This is a genomic window from Marinobacterium sp. YM272, assembly GCF_050908845.1.
Taxonomy (GTDB): Bacteria; Pseudomonadota; Gammaproteobacteria; order Pseudomonadales; family Balneatricaceae; genus Marinobacterium_D.
The window spans coordinates 1,501,926-1,522,505 of sequence record NZ_CP194171.1 but is presented as its reverse complement, the minus strand read 5'-3'; the positions used below and the strand labels follow the sequence as shown (position 1 = coordinate 1,522,505).

At 56.0% G+C, this 20,580-nt stretch carries 15 protein-coding genes; 4 read left to right on the top strand and 11 right to left on the bottom strand.

What is annotated here, in order from left to right; genetic code table 11:
- Nucleotides 1–43: 43 nt before the first annotated feature.
- Nucleotides 44–1,324 carry an OprD family outer membrane porin gene (locus ACQUQP_RS07040; RefSeq protein ID WP_432698091.1) on the top strand — a complete coding sequence of 427 codons (1,281 nt, stop codon included), beginning with the start codon at nt 44–46 and terminating at the stop codon, nt 1,322–1,324.
- A gap of 635 nt (nt 1,325–1,959) precedes the next feature.
- Here ACQUQP_RS07040 and ACQUQP_RS07035 read toward each other — a convergent pair.
- The 5 genes from ACQUQP_RS07035 to ACQUQP_RS07015 all read right to left on the bottom strand — a co-directional run bounded on the left by ACQUQP_RS07035 (nt 1,960) and on the right by ACQUQP_RS07015 (nt 10,154).
- Entirely contained in the window at nt 1,960–2,961 is a 1,002-nt protein-coding gene (locus tag ACQUQP_RS07035) for an extracellular catalytic domain type 1 short-chain-length polyhydroxyalkanoate depolymerase (protein WP_432698090.1), read from the bottom strand.
- Between the two features lie 611 nt (nt 2,962–3,572).
- Nucleotides 3,573–5,984, bottom strand: a complete 2,412-nt coding sequence (locus ACQUQP_RS07030) for an efflux RND transporter permease subunit (protein ID WP_432698089.1) — start codon at nt 5,982–5,984, stop codon at nt 3,573–3,575.
- 64 nt (nt 5,985–6,048) lie between these two features.
- Nucleotides 6,049–7,029, bottom strand: a complete 981-nt coding sequence (locus ACQUQP_RS07025; RefSeq protein ID WP_432698088.1) for a YCF48-related protein — start codon at nt 7,027–7,029, stop codon at nt 6,049–6,051.
- Nucleotides 7,030–7,177: 148 nt separating this feature from the next.
- Nucleotides 7,178–8,545 carry a DUF1329 domain-containing protein gene (locus ACQUQP_RS07020; protein ID WP_432698087.1) on the bottom strand — a complete coding sequence of 456 codons (1,368 nt, stop codon included), beginning with the start codon at nt 8,543–8,545 and terminating at the stop codon, nt 7,178–7,180.
- A gap of 28 nt (nt 8,546–8,573) precedes the next feature.
- Nucleotides 8,574–10,154: a DUF1302 domain-containing protein gene (locus tag ACQUQP_RS07015; protein WP_432698086.1), complete on the bottom strand. Its 1,581-nt coding sequence runs from the start codon at nt 10,152–10,154 to the stop codon at nt 8,574–8,576.
- A 456-nt stretch (nt 10,155–10,610) separates the two neighbouring features.
- On the opposite strand from ACQUQP_RS07015, the gene ACQUQP_RS07010 reads away from it, so the two are divergent.
- The 3 genes from ACQUQP_RS07010 (at nt 10,611) to ACQUQP_RS07000 (ending at nt 14,198) form a co-directional block, all read left to right on the top strand.
- On the top strand, nt 10,611–11,783 hold the full coding sequence (locus ACQUQP_RS07010; RefSeq protein WP_432698085.1) for an MFS transporter: 1,173 nt from the start codon (nt 10,611–10,613) through the stop codon (nt 11,781–11,783).
- A 185-nt stretch (nt 11,784–11,968) separates the two neighbouring features.
- On the top strand, nt 11,969–13,075 hold the full coding sequence (locus tag ACQUQP_RS07005) for a serine hydrolase domain-containing protein (protein WP_432698084.1): 1,107 nt from the start codon (nt 11,969–11,971) through the stop codon (nt 13,073–13,075).
- A 76-nt stretch (nt 13,076–13,151) separates the two neighbouring features.
- Nucleotides 13,152–14,198, top strand: a complete 1,047-nt coding sequence (locus ACQUQP_RS07000) for an AraC family transcriptional regulator (RefSeq protein ID WP_432698083.1) — start codon at nt 13,152–13,154, stop codon at nt 14,196–14,198.
- Nucleotides 14,199–14,261: 63 nt separating this feature from the next.
- On the opposite strand, the gene ACQUQP_RS06995 is transcribed toward ACQUQP_RS07000, so the two are convergent.
- The 6 genes from ACQUQP_RS06995 to bhcA form a co-directional block, all read right to left on the bottom strand.
- Nucleotides 14,262–14,696 carry a GlcG/HbpS family heme-binding protein gene (locus ACQUQP_RS06995; protein ID WP_432698082.1) on the bottom strand — a complete coding sequence of 145 codons (435 nt, stop codon included), beginning with the start codon at nt 14,694–14,696 and terminating at the stop codon, nt 14,262–14,264.
- A 422-nt stretch (nt 14,697–15,118) separates the two neighbouring features.
- On the bottom strand, nt 15,119–15,961 hold the full coding sequence (locus ACQUQP_RS06990) for an isocitrate lyase/PEP mutase family protein (RefSeq protein ID WP_432698081.1): 843 nt from the start codon (nt 15,959–15,961) through the stop codon (nt 15,119–15,121).
- A 190-nt stretch (nt 15,962–16,151) separates the two neighbouring features.
- Nucleotides 16,152–17,150, bottom strand: a complete 999-nt coding sequence (bhcD, locus tag ACQUQP_RS06985) for an iminosuccinate reductase BhcD (RefSeq protein WP_432698080.1) — start codon at nt 17,148–17,150, stop codon at nt 16,152–16,154.
- Between the two features lie 62 nt (nt 17,151–17,212).
- Entirely contained in the window at nt 17,213–18,376 is a 1,164-nt protein-coding gene (bhcC, locus tag ACQUQP_RS06980) for a 3-hydroxy-D-aspartate aldolase BhcC (protein WP_432698079.1), read from the bottom strand.
- A gap of 31 nt (nt 18,377–18,407) precedes the next feature.
- The gene (gene bhcB, locus ACQUQP_RS06975; protein ID WP_432698078.1) at nt 18,408–19,382 is read right to left on the bottom strand and encodes a beta-hydroxyaspartate dehydratase BhcB; all 975 of its coding nucleotides are present in this window, start codon (nt 19,380–19,382) and stop codon (nt 18,408–18,410) included.
- A gap of 12 nt (nt 19,383–19,394) precedes the next feature.
- A complete protein-coding gene (gene bhcA / locus ACQUQP_RS06970; RefSeq protein ID WP_432698077.1) occupies nt 19,395–20,573 on the bottom strand; it encodes an L-aspartate--glyoxylate aminotransferase BhcA in 1,179 nt (392 codons plus the stop codon).
- Nucleotides 20,574–20,580 lie beyond the last annotated feature (7 nt).

The window sequence follows — 20,580 nt, the reverse complement described above, 5'->3', positions numbered from 1 at the left end:
CAAAATAGTCGCCTCTTAAAATAAAACTATAACAGGTAATAATATGAAGCTTCGTCATGACATTTTGTTGGCAGCCGCCATCGCAGCATCTACAACCGCAAACGTACAGGCAGATTCTTTTCGCGAAGCACTGACCGGGGGGAAAGTCAGTGGTGAGATACGCAATACTTATGCGGGCAGCTCCTATTCGGATGCCAAGCCAGAGGCCGGCGCACTCAATAATGCCAACGTACTTGGTTCCGCCCTCGACCTGAATTATGAGACCGGCAGCTTCAACGGTTTCAAGGCCGTGGTAGGTTTCCAGGCTGGCCGGGACTGGGGCATTCAGGATGAGGACAGCGGCCTGACCGTGGCCGGCGGTGAAGATGATGCCCGTGTCACCATCGATGCAACAGACCTTCGCCTGGCTTACCTGGAATACGCCTTCAACAAAGAGATGACCGCGACCAGCGTGCGTATCGGTCGTCAGAAGATCGTCAGCCCGCTGCTGATGAACAGCGGTGCATTCCCGATGCAGGACTCCTTCGACGCCCTTGTCATCGACAACCGCGACCTGCCCGATACCACGCTGAAACTGATGGTGGTTGACCGCTGGAATATGCGTTACGGCGACGATTCAAACGGCGGCATTACCCAGGAAGACAAGCAGTACGATGATCTCATCTACTCGCTCTATCTGAGCAACAACAGCTTCACAGGCCTCAATATCGAAGCCCAGTGGCTGTCGAATGACAATGATGACCCCGCAGGTGATCCGCCCGCCGCGGCGGTGACTGCAGATCCCTACGATACCGGCTTCCTGGGGCTGACCTACAAGGTACCGAACTCAAGCTGGGTACTGGGTGCCAAGGCTATGACCGCCGACTATGAAAACCGCGACGATACCGGCTATTGGGGCGTCAAGGCGCAAACTCAGATCAAGGGTGTCGAAGTTCAGCTGGGCTACACCTCCGTGCAGGATGACGGCAACTTCCCGGGATCCCTGGGCCATGTGCCGATGTTCCGCAGCTACAAATCCGGCTTTATCGACGAGATCTTCGCCGGACTGGACACCACCTCCCTGCGCGTCAGTTACGGTTTTGGCGTCCCGGGTTTGAAAGCAGATCTGGTGTACTCCGGCTGGAAACAGAGTGACGCGGGTATCGCTGCCAGTGGCAAGGACCTTGACGGTGGCTATGAGGCCGGAATCGACATCCGCTACAAGTTCCAGACTGTCGAAGGCCTGAGCGCACGAGTCAAGTCATCCTATATGGACTTCGATCGTGAGGCCGTCGGAAACGACGACCTTTTCACGACTCGCGTATCAGTTAATTACAGGTTCTAAAAAGCATAGCTGCCCCGGTTTTACGAATTTATATCGGCAGAATATTTTCGAGCTGATAATCGTTTAAGCCGGATTTGATCAACGGCCAGTCGGACCGTTAATAACGGACTCGGCTGGCCAGGCAGCTTTTCCAACGCATTGGTACACCGGGTATAACTCAGCGTTTGCCGCGGCCTATTCCAGTCACTGGAATCTGTTTGGTCCTACAATAATTCGCGGCGTCCCCTTACCTTTGAGTATCAACAGGGTAAGGGGATCTTTTTTAACAGATACACATTTTTGCAGGCCCTGATTGCCGGTTTGTCGGCTCTCTGTCTCCCTCTCCTCACCTGGCTTCCTGGCTGTTTATAACTTTTAGATTTTATCCCTATCAGCCGTAAGACCCGCCGACTCGATAGCGAAGATTGCACACCGCTCATCCAGATCTGACAGACCACCGCTGATACCCTCCGCAGCAACAACCTCGTTCTCACTGTTATGCACCAGTACCCACCGGCAACCGGGACGATATTGTCCGGCGCCAGCAGGCAGGATGACCTAACCCGGGCAACGGCCCCCCAGGCTTTGGCGATATCCGGTTACACAAGTGATAGCGGCGCAGATCTGCTCCGACGTCCATTCCCTTATCGAAGCACTCACTGATCGAGCCCCCAGAACTTGCCAATAAAGTAGCTGGCACAGATATCGGTATCGAGAATATGTCCGCCCGGCACACCGCACTGGTCTTCGCCTGCCCCCGGATCGACTGGCGTACCATGCCCCGTACCGGTGATCAGGTAGGTCTCGATCAATGCGTTGCCCGCATCATCCTGATAAAACTTATGTGGATAACCCTTCACGCTATCTTCAATGTCGGGGGTGGTATCTATACCCTGGACATTGGCCCACTGCTCCAGCAACTCTCTGGCATTGTCCGGGATCACTCGCTTGTCCGCATCGCCCTGCCAGATCGATAGCCGGGGCCAGGGGCCGGTGTGGTCGCTGGCATCACGAACCAGATCCCCCCACTCTTCTGGTGGTAGGTCCTTGATAGGTACGGACCCTGCGCTGTCCGCATCGACTCCGCAATCAGTCAGCGCCGTGATGGAATAACGTGCACATTTATAGGGAACACCGGCGATAATCCCGCCGCCCGCAAAAAGCTCCGGATAAGTGGAAAGCATTACCGCTGTCATAGCGCCGCCCGCTGAGAGACCCGTCACATAAACACGGCGGGTATCCACCTGCTGTTTATCCGCCAGGTGATCGATCATCTGCTTGATGGAGAGCGCTTCCCCTTCGCCTCGATCAATATCATTACCCCAATCGGTCCACCAGAAGATCCAGTCCATATAATGGCTGCCGTTGAACCAGTTGAAGCAGAAAGAGCTGTTATTGATCTTCTGCTGTTCTGGCAGCAGCAGGGAAAACTGCCAGCGATCGGCAAGGCTGACCCAGCCGGTCTCATCGTCATAAGCGGAGGCACTCTGACTGCATCCGTGCAATGCCACCACCAGCGGGCGGCCTTCCGGCAGGTCATCCGGGATGTATTCATACATCCGCAGATCGCCGGGGTTGGACCCAAAATCACTCACTTCAGTGAGCGTAGCCGCACTAACCGGACTCAAGCCGATCAGCAATAAGGCTGTCAGTAACATCGGCACTAAAGCTTTTAAGCCCGGTTTCTGGATCGCTTCCGCATTCAAACAAGTACCTAATCGATTGAGCATTTCCGTCTGCCTTCCAATTATTTGGGCTTTTTAGATGTGCCAGGCTGCAACTTCATAAAAGGTTACCGGGAACCAATAAATACGGAGCTGGGGCCAGAGCCCTGTTTCCTGACAAGACAAGCCAATCGTTCGTCCCTACGTACTTAAAACGTACATTTCTGAACAACACTTGAACACAATAAAGGTGCGTCATGACTGTAATTACTGCAACAGGGGCGTGCAGCAAGCTTTACCGGTTGATTGATGAGACCGCCGAATCCCACCTCCCTCATGGGTAAGCGGGACAAAGCTGTGTACTGGTATCGGAAGAAGACCGGTCGGCTATTCAGCCGACACTTTACCTGCTATCTGTTCCAGGTATGCGGGAGTCTATTCGTGGGGGGATGGATACCCAGGATCGGAGCATCGGAGCATCGGAGCATCGGAGCAACAGTATAAACCCGGAGCGGGAGGCCTGCCTCTTGATAGGGACAGGCCTCCCGCTCCGGTTAAGGCTGTTTTGCCCCCAGTCCCGACAAGAACGGGGGGCAGTCACAGCCTCAGGTTGAACCTTCCAGCTCTGACGCTGGCCAGGACTTGCTGCTAGAGGCCTGTGCCGGATCCGCAGATTCGAAATTACGCCGGTAAAACAACCGAACCAGAGCCGGCAGCAGAACCAGTGCGCCCACCATATTCCACAGGAACATGAAGATCAGCAGTACGCCCATGTCGGCCTGGAAGCGAATCGGGGAGAAGATCCAGGTCGCCACACCAACGGCCAGGGTGATACCGGTAAAGGACACTGCCCTGCCGGTCGATCTCAGGGTGTTGCGATAGGCCAGGCGCAGCGGTTCCCCTTGGTTCAGGTGGATACGCAGTCGCTCATAGATGTAGATGCCATAATCGACACCGATCCCGACTCCCAGCGCAATTACCGGCAATGTAGCCACCTTCACCCCCATACCCAGCAGGGCCATCAATGCCTGACAGAGTATGGATGTCAGCGCCAACGGCAACAGGATGCAGACCACCGCCTTCAGCGAGCGGAACATCAGCAAGCACATCAGCCCGACAACCACATAGATGTAAACAAGGGTCTCGTATTGGGCTTTGGCAATCACCTCATTCGTGGCGGCTTCAAAGGTGGCGTTGCCTGAGCCCAGCATAATGTTGATTGCAGCATCGTTATTGTCGCGGGCGAAGTCCTGCACAGCGTTAACCACGGTCAGCAGGGTTTCCTGACGATGATCGGCCAACTCAAGCTGTATATCCTGGTGGTCACAGCTTGCCGCATCATAGTCCAGAGTCAGGCTGCTTCCGCCCACACGTTCGATGGAACGCATCAGGACTCGCTCGTCACGCGGTATGGAATGAAACTTAGGGTTGCCTTCGTTAGCCACGAAGCGACTGAACTTGGCGGTTTCTGCGGCCGAGTCGACCGATTGGACACCCGCTGTATTGCGCAGTTTCCAGCCCAGACGATCAACAATATCGATGGTTTTGTAGCTACCGCACTCCCCCTTGGGTACCTGAACGAACACCGTCATCAAATCGGTACTGGTGCTGTATTGACCGGTAATGTAGCTGTTGTCCAGGTTGTAACGGGAGTCGGGTCTTAGCTCGGGTGCCCCCTTGTCCAGATCGCCGATGCGCAGATCCTTGCCCAGATAGAAGCCGCCCACTGCCAGCACCAGCGCTGCCGCTATCGCCAGCTTCGCCGGCCCCGGCTCAGAGAAGTGTGCAACCAGATCCCAGAAGCGATTTTCATCCTGCTGCTTGGCCTCCGAGCGCTTGATACCCACAGCACCAACACCGATATAGGACATCAGCAGCGGCAGCAGAATCAGGTTGGTGAAAATCACCAGCGCCACACCGATGCTGGCGACCATTGCCAGATCCTTGATTGCGCCTATATCGATGACAAACAGCATCGCAAAACCGATGCCGTCACTGATCAGGGCAAGCAGGCCCGGACGGTAGAGCCGGTGAAAGCTCAATCGCGCCGCATCCAGTTTGCTGGCCCCGGCAGCGGCTTCATGAGCAATGCTGTTAATCATCTGTACGCCATGGCTGACCGCAATTGCAAACACCAGGAAGGGTACAAGAACCGAAAACACACCCAGATTGGCGCCGATCAGGTTCAATGCACCCAGCTGCCAGATCACGGCAACGACGGAACAGGCCAGCGGTACCAGAGTGGCACGCAGGCATCGTGCATACTGGTACAGAAGCCCTGCAGTAATCAGAAAAGCGATCAGGAAAAACAGTACGATCTGGCTGAAACCATCGACCAGATCAGCCACCTTCTTGATATCACCGATCACCTGGATCTTCAGGTTGTCGTTTTCATAGCGGGCACGAATATCTTCAATGCGCTGCGACAACAGGTTGTAATCCGTTGCTTCGCCGGTCGCGGCATTAATCGGCAGTACCTGAAAGTCGATCATCGATGAACGGCCATCGTTGGACACATAGCTGCCCACCAGGCCGGCACGCAGTACATTATTGCGAATGGCCTCTACTCCCTTGGCGCTAATATCGAAATCATCGCTGCTGATAATCGGCCCACTTTCGAACCCCTCGGGGGTGATAGCAAGCCAGAGCATGCCGGGAGACCAGAGCGAGTTAAGGCTGCCGGTATCCACACCCGGCAGTAATGACAGCTCGTCGCTGATTTTTTGCAGATCCAGGAGGTAATCGTAATCATAGATAGTGCCTTCTGAGCGGCTGACGGCAACACGGATGACACTACTGCCTGCCGCCGACACTTCGCCCAGCGTTCCCCTGGCATTTTCAACGAATTCATGGCTGCTTGGAATCAGCCGTTCCAGACGGGTATCCGGGACCAGGAAGGTGGCGCGGTAAGCCAGAAAGATCGTGACCAGCAAACTGAGTACAAGAATGGGGGCACGCATCTTAAACAGGGCATTTTCCAAGCGGGAAAATGACACCTCATGATAGCTTTTTGTCATGATGTTCTACCTTGGATTTACTTCCGACTGCACAGCAGCTGTGATGCTGGGACGGGATGCGTGATTACTGGAAGTTAAAGGAGTGCAAACCACCGAAACCGACCAGCAACGCCTCATTGGAATCGAGCTGAACCAGCGCGCTGAGAGACTCACCGTTTTGGGTATAACGGGTGTCTGCCTGTTGCAGGTTGGGCAGCAGTCGTACCAGAACACCACCGGCACCGGCAGCCAGCAAACCGCCATCATCAAGCCAGGTTACCGATGCCAACCCCAGATCGGTGCCTGAATCGATCCTGGCCCAGGTTTCACCGCCATCAGTTGAGGTGTAGATGACACCGCCGACGCCCACCATCACGATTCGATCCTCACCATCGGCACCGCGACGCGCCGCGATCGCATGAAAAGTGCCCTGATGACCTGTTTCGATCGCCTCAAAGCTCTCGCCCTGGTCGGTCGAACGGAATACGAGCCCCTTTTCTGAGGCGATATAGATTCGATCACGCGAGGGACCGGTGGCAGCCATGGCCATCAGGTGCCATTCGTCGAGGTTATCGACATGCTCTCCCCAGTCGTCCCAGCTTTCGCCGCCATCATCGGTATGGAGCATCCTGTTGAAGACACCTACCGCAAAACCTTCCTGGTTGTTGCGAAACAGTACGTCGAGGAAAGGGCCCTCCAGGCCATCATCATACTGGCGCTGCCAGTTTTTGCCGCCGTCATCGGTGCGGATGATCAGCCCGCCTTCCCCGACAGCCCAGCCCACGCTGTCGTCAACGAAGGTGAGTGCGTTCAGCTGCATCCGTGAGGGAGACTGCCCCTGAATCCAGGTTGCGCCGTGATCGTCGGACAGCAGGACATGTCCGCGCTCACCCACCGTTATGATGCGATCACCGACCCTGGTGATATCGAGGAGCAGTGATTGCGTTGCGGCCTCTGTCTGTAACGCCGGAAGCTCGATGGCGTCGAGATATTCCGCCTGAGCAACCGACTGGGCACTCAGCAACGCAAAGGCGAGTAGAAACTTGGTCAGTCTGTTGGGATTCATGGTGTCTTGCCATTCAAATCAAACGACACCCAGCACCTGGAAGTCAGTGCCTGGACGTCAAAACCTGGAAGTAAAGGCTGCGGCGATAATCGGGCACGGGTGCCGGCGAAGGGGGAGCCGACACCCATGCTGGGTGCTTCAGCGGAACTTATCGACCGCGGCGACGCATGGCGGCCGGGGTGTAGAAGGAGGATTCAGGCGGCTGACCGTCGAAGATCTGAGAGCTCTCCTGCCCTTGCACGCCCATTAGCGAGTAATACGCACCGACCTTGAGATCATAATGAACCCACATACCGCCGGCCGTGACAGGCACCTCCGGTGCTGTAATCGGGTAATAGTAAGCAACGCGCCACAGACTGCCGTTGTTGTCGTACTTGTCGGTCGCCAGGATGGTCCAGGTATCTTCGTCCACGTAGAAAACACGCTTGGAATAGATATGGCGCTCTTCCGGCTTCACGTTTGCCTCGACCACCCACACACGGTGCAGTTCGTACCGGGTCAGATCCGGGTTGAGTACCGGAAGCGTATAGGTTTCCTCGATTGAATGTGTGGTCTTGTTGAGGCCATTGTTGTTATACGGTACGTAGATCTCACGTTTGCCGAGCAGCTTGAAGTCGTAGCGCTCCAGCGAGCCGCTGATCATGTCGTAGTCGTCAATCGTATTGACCGGGCGATCCGGGGTATCGAAAGCAAAGTTAGGCGCACGGCGCACACGCCGTTCACCAGGGTCATAGGTCCAGGCCTGACGTGGATTGAGGGTCGGGTTCAGCCCCTCCAGCAGCAGGATGCCCTCGCCGGAGTCGCGGGACGGTGTCAGCATGGTGCTGACATATTTCCACATCACTCCCTGCTCTTTATCCTCGGCCGAAGCATTCTGATCATAGTAGGTAAAGTGGACGTTGTTGGAGTAAGTCCACTCCAGACGCTGACCGTTGTTGTACAGGGTATTTTCCACCGCGCTGGGCACCTCTCGATAGGTACCGACAAAGCGTGTCTGATGGTTACGGATCACTTCCTTGCCATCCTGGGGAACCGGGAACGGAATCGCCCCCCATACGTTTTTAATCGCATCGCCATCTTCAGCGAAGACCGCTTCAGTGGCGTAGTTGCGAATATTTTCATACACATATTCGGGCCATGCCGCCGTCCGGTGTGTCGGATAAACCGGAATACTGAACTCCGGATACTGTTTGAGCATCGCCTTCATGCCTTCGGTGAGCTTGTCGGCATGATCCGCCATGTTGGCCGCTGTGATCACCACCAGCGGCTTTTCATCGGCGAAAAAGTCAGGTCGATCCTGGCCACGCTCCCAGCCGGCAGGCACCTGGGTCAGGCCTCCGGTCCATTCCGGGATGGTACCCTCAGCATTACCCGCGCGCTCTGCGCCCACCGGCGTCAGGTCTGCGCCCAGGCGAGCGACCTGGTCAGCGGTAATGACTGCGTGAGCACTGGCCGCGCTCAGGGCGAGGGATAGCAGGCTTACTGCCATACAGCTTTTTTTGCAGTTTTTGATCATGTTGCACCTATCGTTCGCGCGCAGCGAATTAGAATTTGTAGTTGACGGACAGGTTGACGACATCCTGAGTGTCGTACTGAGAGTTATCCTGATCCGTCCAGGAGTAACCGATGCTGGCCTCGATATCTGTGCCGATAGCGGCGGTCGCCGACACCGCCCCGAGGGTACGGCCTTCAGCGAAGTTGCCCCAGAAGTGGGAGTTACCCTCGATATCGTGTTGCAGATAGATATCCAGTGACAGGTCGGTGCCTGGATAGATACCCTGCCAGGTGCCAGTCCACTCGACGGCCGCACCGTAGGCCAGATCATCGACACTGGCGGCGTCGGTAATTGAGTTATGCGCGGCTAGATTCGTGAGGTTACCGCTGACATAGTCCGCCCCCACCTGTACCAGTACCACTTGGGAATCCATGCCTAGCACAGACGGGCCGCCCAGCCAGATACCATGGACAGATGCAGTCACAGTGTCGTGCTCTTCGGAGTTGGTTAGCTCAGCATTAGTAAAGACATCAGGCGAGCCAAAGGACATGAACAGGGGACGGTTGGGACGGTAGGCAACTTCACCGTTAAATGACCAGCTGCCCAGCGTGGTGGCAAAACTGGCGCCGAACATGTCGATTTCTTCAGGCCAATACTGCGCCAGCATGGTCGCCGAGGTACCCGGGGTGTTGGCGGTAAAGAACGGGAAGGTCTCATGATAACGCGAGTAATAGAAACCGATTTCGGCATTGTCCAGCGCAGTACGGAAAGCTACACCCCACTGACCAGCACTGTCAGCCTCCTGGTCCGGATCACGTAACGCTACCCCCAGAAGCGGATCGACTTCATCACCACCGCGAAACGCAAAATCGTCACCGTAGAAGGTGCCGCGAGGAGGTAACTCTGTGCGGCGCCAGTTGGTCTGCACATACGCTTCCAGCGAGGAGTAGTCACCAATCCCTAGCTGACCGTAGAGTGACTCAACGCCAATATAGCCTTCTTTCAGCTCAGAGCCGGGGGTTACCAGGTTATTGATATTGAGCGGTACCTGGGTAGCGACACCGTCGCCAAAGAACAGGCCCTCGCCCCAGTTGATTACCTGCTTACCGGCACGGAGCTCCAGAGGACTGCTGCCGACATCAAAAGTGCCATACACATACGCGTCCAGCAGCTCGAGCTTATTACCGGCATAATCTTTTGCACCGTCACTCCAGCCAGCGGAGTTGCCCGCAAAGTCTACCGAATCTTCATCCATGATTTCGGTATCGTATTGCTGGCTGACCGAGCCAACAATACCGTAGTTACGCCAGCTCATTTCCGCTTCGGTAACCACTTTGAAGACATTGGAGATACGGTCACCCGCGTCTGGGAAGCGTGCCTCAGACAGGTAGTTGACCGTAGAGCCGCCATTGGCAAAGTTATTTGCTGGATCCAGCGCCGCTTTATTGGCATCGGTCGCACGATAGGACGTGGCGTAACCGAGGGTGAAGTTAAGGCTACCGGACAACTCTGAGTCTTTACCGAAGTCGAGTTCGACAGCTTGCGCCACGCTCTGGTTCGCAATCCCGACCACAGCCGCCAGCACAGCCTGGCTTATTTTATTCCGGTAGAAAGGTAATCTAGGTTTCATCATGTATTGCCCTGTATTTGTTTATCGCGCTGATGCGATGCATATAAAGGATTTATTTATTCAGGCTATTACCAGGCAAAGTCAAAACCACTATATACAAGCGGGAATTAGTTCCTATAGGTTCCTTACGGCCAAGCTATGGGTCGATTTCGGACAAAGATTAAAAACCTAATGTATCCTCAATTCACATAGATCTATAATCTTTTCACAATAGGTAACATCTATTTACATTTAAAACATGTTATTTACTATTTGGATATAAGGACGCTGCGATATAAAGTCTGACATAGTTGAAAAAAGAAATGCGGCATGAAAACGTCAGACCTGCATGACCGAAATGAACCCCCTGCCCGTCCCAATCAAACGTACTGCTTCGTTCTACTTATGTGACAATAATGTTCATCAGCTTCATCCCTTGAATTAGTCATAATCTCCCTAAATCTAAGGAGACTGTTCATGCAGAACACCCTGGATATTAGTGCCGGCGGCTATCCGCACCCGGCAGAGAGCCTTCATCTGAACAAAGCGAGCCTTTGGAGTGCGATCGTTTTTGGCACAGTTGCAATGCTCGTTTTTCTGCTTATGCCAGCCTACGTTGGCATCCTGGCTTCTCTGGGATTCAATGATGCCCAGCTAGGTAACCTGGCCTCCATGGATCTTGCCGGCATCACGGTGGCATCAGTCCTAGCGATGCTGTGGATCAAGACAGCTAACTGGCGGGTTGCTGCCATCCTTTCCATGCTGGGCCTGATCGGCGCCAACCTGCTTTGTCTGGGTACCACCGACTACATGACATTGATGGCGTTGCGATTAATCGCCGGACTGGCAGCTGGTACCGGTATTGTGCTGGCCTTTACGATTATCGCCAACAGCGACTCTCCCGACCGCTACACCGGCTTATTTGTCACCATACAGGTATTGGCACAAAGCTTGGGTTTTGTCTTCGCCCCCACACTCATCGAGTCTGCGGGCTCCGATAGTTTCTATTATCTTTTTGCCTTGCTGGCGCTCGCGTCCATCCCCCTGGTGGCGTTTATCCCAAGCCGCCATCAAAAGGCCAACGATGTAACTTCCACCGATGAGAGCAAGAAAGGCTCCAAACTCGCGGTTATTCTCGCGCTCACCTCAATGACGCTCTTTTTCCTGGGTCAGGGCGCCATCTGGGCATTTGGCGACCGCATCGGTGTTAGCGGTGGCCTTGACTCCCAGGCTGTCGCCAACGCCTTGGCATTGACCGCTTTCGCTTCCCTTTTTGGTGCGCTTCTTTCCGCATGGATGGATGTGAAATTTGGCCGGACCTGGCCCATTCTGATTGCAATTCTGGTTCAGCTGGCAGCCTTGACCCTGTTCTATGGGGAGATGAGTTCCATTTACTTCACGTTATTATTTTCAATCTTTGCGTTTTGCTGGAACTTCGGCATTGCATTCCAGGTTGGGGTCGTTGCAAGTATGGATCGTACAGGACGCTATACTGCGCTTATTCCCGCATTTCAGGGAGCTGGTCTTGCACTGGGTCCTTTTATTGCCGGTATATTTTTGGCCGGCGAAAGTTATATAAACATCAACATAGTTTCCGGATTCGCACTCGCCGCTTATCTTTTTATAATTCTTCCTTTAACAAAAAAGTGATACTTAATCGGACAATATATTAATTATCAAACCTTACCCAATTTAAATTATACGGTTTAACAATGGTTAGTTTTTTAACAGGGATTCAGGAAAGCGGTGTTATTGACGAGTCCCTCGGTATTAGCAATGCAAATTGGGACCACCCTTCCCACCTTGCATACAGTCAGCTGCACATGGACAGGATGATGCCGGTCGCTTATCTGGAACCGGGCAAGCGCAGTATTCCTCTGGAACGGGATACTAGGCCACTTTTACTGGATAAGGTTGAGTTCAGGGATCCACTTAACAACCGGCCTATCGGAATAGACCAGTTGCTCAATCGCCGCCTGTACAATGACGCACTTTTGGTGCTTCACCGTGGCAAGGTGATTCACGAATCGTACCGTAACGGCATGACTGCAGAAGACCACCATGTGCAGCATTCGACCACCAAGTCACTGGTAGCAATGCTGGTAGGTATTGCCATCGACGAAGGTAAAATGTCGGCTCAGGCCCCTATCACGCAATATATTCCGGAACTGGCTGATTACCCCGAGTGGGAAACCGTGCAGCTACAGCACGTGCTGGACATGTCGGTCGACAGTCCGTACACCGAGCATTATGACGAGCCAGACTGCGGTTACTTCCACTATGCACGTGCCGTAGGCTACTACCCTGAACTTGAAGGGCGCCAACCGCAGGGAGCCCGCGCCTGGCTAACCAACAAACGCATGCGCCCCGTGGGGACGCCGGGCCAACGCTTCAACTACACTTCACCGCTCACCAATGCGCTGATGATCGCCGTTGGTGAGGCCTACGGCGAATCCGCCCTGTCCTTGCTGGAGTCACGCATCTACCAGCGTATAGGTGCCGTGTCGCGTGGCTGGTTCAATACCGATCACTTGGGTGTTCCGATCGCTGAAGGACAGCTGAGCTTAAGGATGGATGACTTCGCTCGCTGGTCTGCATTGATGATCAACGACGGCTGCAACCTTGAAGGTGAACGGGTCATTCCGAAAAGCTTCATCGAGGATACCCTCGCCGTACGAGCATCGTCTCAGGCGGCATTCGCCCGCAGCGACTACGGTGAGGTGATGCCGGGAGCCCAGTATCGCAACCAGTTCTGGGTTGTGAATCCGCAGCAGAAGCAGTATGCCATGCAGGGTATTCATGGCCAGTTTGCCTGGTTCGATCATGACAGGGAATTGATGATTTGCGGATATGGGTCTTACCCGGTGCAGGTCGATGCAATCATGATAGGTACACTTCAGCAGCTGTGGAACCGCATAAGCTTGGCGTGTGACCAGCGCTGACCGGCGCTGTCGATTATTGTGAGGTGCAACGCCAGGCATTACACTGGCAGTTGCATCTCACAGAAACAACAATCAGATGAAGCAGCAAAATCGAAGTGTCGTAAACGCCAACTTACCTACTCAGGTCGTATCCATCATCGCTGACCTTCTCAGAGAGGAGGGCGTCAACGAATCATTATTGCTCGAAGGTTCCACGCTGACTCTCTCTGCGTTACGCAAACAGAGTACGTTCATTCGCTATACCCAGCTGCTGCAGATCCTTGAAAACGCTTTGAAGCTCTATCCGAAGCCCGGACTGGGACTGGCTATTGGCCGTCGAGAACACGTTGCCAGTTGGGGGCTTTTAGGCTTCGCGGTGATGTGTGCCGCGGACCTGAGAAGCGTTATGGAGATCGGCAACCGCTATTACCTTTCGGGACCTGCCTTATACGACTTGAAATCCTATGTCGAAGGCGGTAATTGCACCATACAAGCGATAGTACCTGAACCGATTGGTCGCCTCCTGCCTATCGTTGTAGAAGAGCTATTTGCAACCGTTTACACCGTTTTCCCTGAACTGATTGGCATGCCCTTCACACTGAAAGAGATTCAGGTCGTCTACGACCGTCCGGATTATAGCGCTCTTTACGACGACTTCTTTCAGTGCCCTATCACGTACAACGCGCACGCCAACCGCCTGATTTTCGACAGTGCCTACCTGGATATCCCCCTGGTCAATGCCAACCCGGTCAGTGCACGACTGAGCCAGGAGCTGTGCGAACAGGCCTTAAAGGCCCAGACCAGCGATAACGAACTGCGTCAGAGCATCAAGCTTATCCTCTTACGCACACCAGAGCGTTTTCCCAACATGGAAAGTATTGCCGAAGAACTTGAGATGAGCCCTCGCACACTGCGTCGCCGCCTTACCGAAGAAGATACCAGCTACCAATCGATAATGGATGAAGTACGCCGGGATCTGGCCATCGGATACATTCGTGACTCTCGCTTATCGATGGCGGAAATCGCCGAGCGAACCGGTTTCACCGAGTATGGCAACTTCCGCAAGGCGTTTAAGCGCTGGACTGGACAATCGCCCAGCTTCTACAGAACAGAAAGTGATTCAAATCAACAGGATGAAGACTGATAGGTAGCGCGCCCCCATTGCTGGAGGCTTGTTTTCACCTAAAAGTTATATTCGCAGCTTCTATCACCCAGCTGCATCAGCAACCAACCCCGCCGCCTGAATACCTGAAACAGCACACTGCTCATCCACATCCGACAGGTCACCAGTAATACCTACCGCGCCAACAATCTCGTTGTCGCTGTTACGTACCAGAACACCACCAGCCACCGGGACAATATTCCCCCGCGCCAGCGTATTGATCGCGGAGATAAATGCAGGCCGCTCCTGGGCATCCTGCCCCAGCAGGCGGGATGGTTTGCCCAAGGCAACGGCGCCCCAGGCTTTGCCGATGGCGATATCCGGGCGCATCAGGCTGGCACCGTCCTGGCGTTGCAGTGAGATCACTGCGCCACCGCTATCGAGGATTGCTACGGTTAGGGGGGCGGTGTTGAGTTCTTTGCTTTTTTCGAAGGCAGCCTGGGTTATTTTTATCGAGCTTTCCAGATTGAGCTTTTCCATTTTTATCTCCTGTAGATTTTATTTTTTTGATCTAAAAATGTTGGTGTACGGCTTTTCAGCCGGAGTGCGTATGGGCATATTGGGGCCGGGCAATGTCTCTTATTACTCGTTTCTTTCTGGTGCAGGTTTCGCCTGCTGACGAATCAAGGATCTTGGACGGCCAAGATCCTTGATAATCCTAAGCCGCCCCTACGACTTGGTCGGCTGCGCCGACTGCCCTGTGCTTCTCGCCTGAAAGAGCGGGACGCGAAACTCGGCTTCGCCTCAGACAGCACGTCCCTTGTTTCTCTTTCAGGCTGTGATGCTCGGCTGCGTCGAAGGGGATGGAACACTCAGCTAGCCTGCGGAAAACGATTAGAACAGCGCCCTGATCAGACAGGATCAAATGCACTTCTATTGACTTGGGGTGCGCCGTTTCTAGTTCAGACCAGGCCTAGATAATCCTCACTCAGGGCTTTGAATTTTTGCTGTCCGGCAAAGCGGCCGATCAGCTGTTTGGCGTTTTGCTCGCTACCAATGTCAGAGCCGGTATCGCCACCGGTATGCAGTTCCAGCAGTGAGGTGTACGCCGCTTTCACTGCGTCTTCGTAGGCCCTGTGGCCGTTGAAGTGGATACGCACGCCGAGCTGGGTCATCTCTGCGAGGCTCATCTCCGGTGCGTTGTAGTCGATCAGCATCAGCGGCAGGTCAGTGGCGGTGCGTAGCTGCTCCAGCAGGTCTTTGGAGGTCTTACCAAAAATACATATGCCGTCGACGCCGGTCTGGCTGTATGCGCCCACCCTCTCCAGTATTTTTTCCAGCGGCTGCTGTGCGTGGGTGCGGGCAACGATGGCGAGGTTGGGGTCGCGGCGTGCTCTCAGGGCCGCGTCCAGTTTGCTGCACCCCTCTTCGATGCTGCTGAGGTTAAGCTCCGGCTGTTTGTACGGCCGTGGGATGATGGTGTCTTCGATGGTAATGACCGAGGCGCCGGCATGTTCGAGCTCGGCGACGGTGCGCATCACATTGAGCGAGTTGCCGTAGCCGTTGTCGCCATCGACGATCACCGGCAGGTCAGATGCCTGGCACACCCGGCGGGCCTGCTCGGCCAGTTCGCTCAGTGTCAGCAGGTAGATATCCGGTACACCCAGAGCCATCAGCGAGGTCACGGAGCCGCCGAGTATCCCCACCGAGAAGCCGATATCCTCGGCCATGCGGGAAGACAGGGGATCGAAAACCGAAGCGCAGCGGACACACTGCTGAGTTTCCAGCAGTTCGCGGAGTCTCATTCGTGCGGCAGAACTCATGGGTCAGTACCTGTATCTGTTGATGAAAAGTTGATAGAGAGGCGTTTGGGGTAACACCCTCACCCGTCGGGCAAGGGTGTTGTTTGCCGTTACCGATCAGGGTGGTAACGGACTTCAGGGGCGGCTGGAGTCAAGGGCATCTCCGCCGCGGCGCGGTGCCGATGCATTCGTCTTAAAGACGAATCTGCATCGACAGAGCTTTCTGGTCGGCCAGTTCGGCTGCCGCCGAGGCCACTGCAAGATCCTGCAGTCCGACACCGGTGCCGTCGAACAGGGTGATCTCCTGATCGTCCCGGCGGCCCACATGAGTGCCGTTAATCACCTTGCCGATCGGGGTGATATCGGCTTCGGCGATCAGGCCGGAGGCCACCGCATGCTGCGCTTCGCCCAGCAGCACTGACTGGGCCACTTCATCGGTAAACACGCTGGCTGCGGCCAGCAGGGCCGGATCGACCTCCTGCTTGCCCTTGGTATCGGTGCCCATGCAGGCGATGTGGGTGCCCGGCTTGATCCATTCTTTCAGCAGCAGCGGTTCAAACGCCGAGGTGATGGTGATAATCACATCCGCCTGCGCCCCCAGTTCCTGCTGGGTCACGGCCTCGAACGGCACACGCAGTTCATCGCAGACCGCGGCCAGGCGCGGCAGGTGTTCCGGGTGCGGGTTCCAGGCCACCACCTTCTCAAAGTCACGCTGCTCCAGTGCGGCGCGCAGCTGGAAGGTGGACTGGTGCCCAGCCCCAACCATGCCCAGCACCTTGGCATCCTTACGCGCCAGGTGCGCGATCGATACGGCCGAGGCTGCTGCGGTACGTACCGCGGTCAGGTAGTTACCACCCACCAACGCCTTCAGCTGGCCGGTATCAGGATCGAACAGGATCACCGTGGACTGGTGGTTGGTCAGGTTCTTGTCCACGTTGCCCGGCCAGTAACCGCCGGACTTGACGCCAAGCGCCATGCCGGCGCGGTCGAAGCCTGACTTGAAGCCGTACAGGGCATCTGCGTGGCCGATCGCCTCGCGCACCACCGGGAAGTTATAGGCATCGCCACGGGCCATCGCGGCGAAGACGTTTTCAACCGCCTTGAACGCTTCGGGACGGCCGACGATCTGTTCGCACACCGCTTCCGATACGATCGAAACCGGGTTGCCTGCTCCACTTTCGGGAGTTGTCATATAAAATCTCCTCTACTCTTTGTGCAACGCCGCCCTGCCCCGCAGAGCGGCGGATACCGGTATCAGTACGCCTTGCCGCGGGCAGATACCGGCCACAGGGTTTCGACCTTGCCGTTGCGAACGCCAACGTAGTAATCGTGCACGTTGCAGGTCGGATCGCAGTGACCCGGCACCAGGCGCAGCTTGTCGTTGACCTTCAACGCGCCGTTCGGATCAGAGATCACGCCGTGCTCGTCGGAGCATTTGATGTACTCCACGTCATCGCGACCGAAGATAAACGGCAGGCCGCTGTCCACGGACTGGGCCTTGAGGCCGGCATCGCAGATCGCCTTGTCGGTCTTGGCGTGGCTCATCACGCTGGTGAGGATAAACAGGGCGTTGTCCCACTCCCCCTTGTCGATACGCTTGCCGTCCTTATCGAGAATGCGGCCGTAGTCGGCATCCATGAAGGCGTAGGATCCGCACTGCAGCTCGTTGTAAACGCCGGAGTTGCTCTCAAAGTAGTAAGAGCCGGTGCCACCGCCGGAGACCAGCTCCGGCTCCAGACCCACTGCCTTCAGGCCATCCACAGCGTCCTGAACCTGGGCGATGGCGATATCCAACTTCTCCTTGCGCGCCTCATAGCTGTCGAGGTGCTGCATGGCGCCCTGGTAGGCCTGGATACCGGTGAACTTCAGGTTGGCAGCCGCATCGATAGCCTGGGCGATCTGGACTACTGCCTCGGTAGTGGTGACACCGCAGCGGCCCGCGCCACAGTCGATCTCCACGAAGCACTCAATCTCGGTGCCGTGCTTCTGGGCAGCGGCGGACAGCTCGGCCACGTTGTCGATGTCATCGACACAGACGATGGTGCGCGCACCCAGTTTCGGCAGCTGTGCCAGGCGGTCCAGTTTCTGCGGATCGCGCACCTGGTTGGATACCAGTACATCCTTGATGCCGCCGCGGGCGAACACCTCGGCTTCGGAGACCTTCTGGCAGCAGACGCCGATGGCGCCGCCCAGCTCTTCCTGCAGCTTGGCCACATCCACGGACTTGTGCATCTTGCCGTGCACGCGGTGGCGCATGCCGTGGGCTTTGGCGTAGTCGCCCATCTTCTTGATGTTGCGCTCCAGGGCGTCCAGATCGAGGATCAGGCAAGGGGTCTGGATATCGGCTTCGTCCATGCCCGGAACGGCCGGAACGTCGTAGCCAACTTCTAAGTTATTCAGATCGGTTTTCGCGTTCATTCATAATCTCCTCTAATTCGTTATCAGCCGTTCAGCCCTGCGCCTTCATCCAGGGCAGTTTGTCCAGATCCACGTTGCCGCCGGTGATGATCACGCCCACGCGCTTGCCGCGGAAAACCTCCGGGTTCTTCAGGATGGTCGCCAGCGGTACGGCGCTGCTGGGCTCCATCACGATCTTCATCCGCTTCCAGATCAGCTTCATCGCATCGACAATCTCCTCTTCCGTCGCGGTGAGGATGTCGGTGACATGGTTGCTGACGAAGTGCCAGGTCAGATCTTTCAGCGGCACTTTCAGGCCGTCGGCCACGGTGTCCGGCGCATCGTCGGCGATGATGTGACCGGCGCGGAAGGAGCGTGCGGCATCATCGGCGTTAAGTGGCTCGGCGGCGTAAATCTTCACCTCGGGCGCAATGTTGGAGAGCGTCAGGCAAGTGCCCGAGATCATGCCGCCACCACCGATCGGAGCGATCACTGCATCCAGGTCTTTCACCTGTTCGTGAAGCTCCTTCGAGCAGGTCGCCTGACCCGCGATAACGCGCGGGTCGTTGTAGGGGTGCACAAACTCGGCACCGGTCTCGGCCACCACCTCGGCGAAAGTCGCCTCACGGGAGCTGGTGGACGGCTCGCACTCGACGATCTTGCCGCCGTAACCGATCACCGCATCTTTCTTTGCCTGAGGTGCCGTACGCGGCATCACCACGGTGACCGGAATGCCGCGCTGGCCCGCCGCATAGGAGAGCGACAGCGCGTGGTTGCCGGAGGAGTGTGTGGCCACTCCGAGCTTCGCCTTCTCTTCGCTCAGCCCGAACACCGCGTTGCTGGCTCCGCGCACCTTGAACGCGCCGGCTTTCTGGAAGTTCTCGCACTTGAAGAACAGCTCCGCACCGGTCAGCTCATTCAGAAAACGCGAGGTCAGCACCGGCGTTTCGTGGATGTAGGGCTTGATCCGCTCATGGGCGATCAGCACATCGTCATAGGTCGGGATGGTCATCGTTGTTTCGCTCATGACATTCCTCCGTTACTGATTGGCGGCTGCGGTGGCGCGGTAATACTCCTGCGCGGCACGCACGCCGGAGCCCAGCTCGATCGGGTAGTTCAGATCCGCCATCGCCATTTCGATGGTGGCCAGACCCGACAGCACCATTACATCGGTCAGGGAACCCAGATGGCCGATACGGAACGCCCTGCCGTTCATCTCGCCGAGACCAATCCCGAAAGATACGCCGTAGGCATTGAAGGCATGCTCGGTCAGTTCATTGCTGTCGAAGCCTTCCGGTACGTAGATCGCGCTGACGGTATCGGAGTACAGCTCCGGTGACTGGGCACACAGCTCCAGGCCCCAGGCCGCAACCGCTTTACGAACCCCTTCTGCCAGACGGTAGTGACGTGCGTAAACGTTCTCCAGCCCCTCTTCCAGCAGCATCTTCAGGCTCTCGCGCATGCCGTAGATCAGCTGCAGCGGAGGGGTATAAGGGAAGCCGCCGCTGGCGTTGGCAGCCATCATGTCGCGGAAGTCAAAGAAGGTCCGCGGCAGGGTTGCGGTTTCCATCGCCGCCAGCGCCTTCTGGCTGACACCGAGGATCGCCATACCGGTGGCCAGCATGAAGCCTTTCTGCGAACCAGAAACCGCGATATCAACGCCCCAGTCGTCCATATGGAACGGCATGGAAGCCAGGGAACTTACGCAGTCAACAAACAGCATCGCCGGATGGTTGGCGGCATCCATGGCGGCACGGACAGCCTCGATATCGCTTTTAACGCCGGTAGCGGTTTCGTTGTGGGTAACCAGAACCGCCTTGATGGTCTTGTCGGTATCGGCTTTCAATGCCGCTTCGAACAGGTCAGCCGGTGCACCGGAACCCCATTCGCAATCGATAACCTGAACCTCCAGGTTGTGGCGCTGGCACAGGTCGATCCAGCGATGGGAAAACATGCCGTAGCGGGCAACCAGAACGGTGTCGCCGGCAGACAGGGTGTTGCAGATGGAGGCTTCCCAACCACCGGTACCGCTTGCCGGGAACGTGATCACCTGTCCTGTCTCAGTCCCGAATACACGCTTGCAGTCCTCAAGGACGGGCGCAAAGGTTTCCACGAAATCCGGTGCGCGGTGATCGCGGGTCTGGATATGCATGGCGTTACGCAACCGATCCGGAATATTGGTCGGGCCTGGGATAAAAACGGGGTTCTGGTCTGACATGGTGATT

Bases quoted from the DNA above. Each gene is read 5' to 3' on its own strand.
- ACQUQP_RS07040 (WP_432698091.1), top strand. From the start codon at position 44: ATGAAGCTTCGTCATGACATTTTGTTGGCAGCCGCCATCGCAGCATCT.
- ACQUQP_RS07035 (WP_432698090.1), bottom strand. From the start codon at position 2,961: ATGTTACTGACAGCCTTATTGCTGATCGGCTTGAGTCCGGTTAGTGCG.
- ACQUQP_RS07030 (WP_432698089.1), bottom strand. From the start codon at position 5,984: ATGACAAAAAGCTATCATGAGGTGTCATTTTCCCGCTTGGAAAATGCC.
- ACQUQP_RS07025 (WP_432698088.1), bottom strand. From the start codon at position 7,029: ATGAATCCCAACAGACTGACCAAGTTTCTACTCGCCTTTGCGTTGCTG.
- ACQUQP_RS07020 (WP_432698087.1), bottom strand. From the start codon at position 8,545: ATGATCAAAAACTGCAAAAAAAGCTGTATGGCAGTAAGCCTGCTATCC.
- ACQUQP_RS07015 (WP_432698086.1), bottom strand. From the start codon at position 10,154: ATGAAACCTAGATTACCTTTCTACCGGAATAAAATAAGCCAGGCTGTG.
- ACQUQP_RS07010 (WP_432698085.1), top strand. From the start codon at position 10,611: ATGCAGAACACCCTGGATATTAGTGCCGGCGGCTATCCGCACCCGGCA.
- ACQUQP_RS07005 (WP_432698084.1), top strand. From the start codon at position 11,969: ATGCCGGTCGCTTATCTGGAACCGGGCAAGCGCAGTATTCCTCTGGAA.
- ACQUQP_RS07000 (WP_432698083.1), top strand. From the start codon at position 13,152: ATGAAGCAGCAAAATCGAAGTGTCGTAAACGCCAACTTACCTACTCAG.
- ACQUQP_RS06995 (WP_432698082.1), bottom strand. From the start codon at position 14,696: ATGGAAAAGCTCAATCTGGAAAGCTCGATAAAAATAACCCAGGCTGCC.
- ACQUQP_RS06990 (WP_432698081.1), bottom strand. From the start codon at position 15,961: ATGAGACTCCGCGAACTGCTGGAAACTCAGCAGTGTGTCCGCTGCGCT.
- bhcD (WP_432698080.1), bottom strand. From the start codon at position 17,150: ATGACAACTCCCGAAAGTGGAGCAGGCAACCCGGTTTCGATCGTATCG.
- bhcC (WP_432698079.1), bottom strand. From the start codon at position 18,376: ATGAACGCGAAAACCGATCTGAATAACTTAGAAGTTGGCTACGACGTT.
- bhcB (WP_432698078.1), bottom strand. From the start codon at position 19,382: ATGAGCGAAACAACGATGACCATCCCGACCTATGACGATGTGCTGATC.
- bhcA (WP_432698077.1), bottom strand. From the start codon at position 20,573: ATGTCAGACCAGAACCCCGTTTTTATCCCAGGCCCGACCAATATTCCG.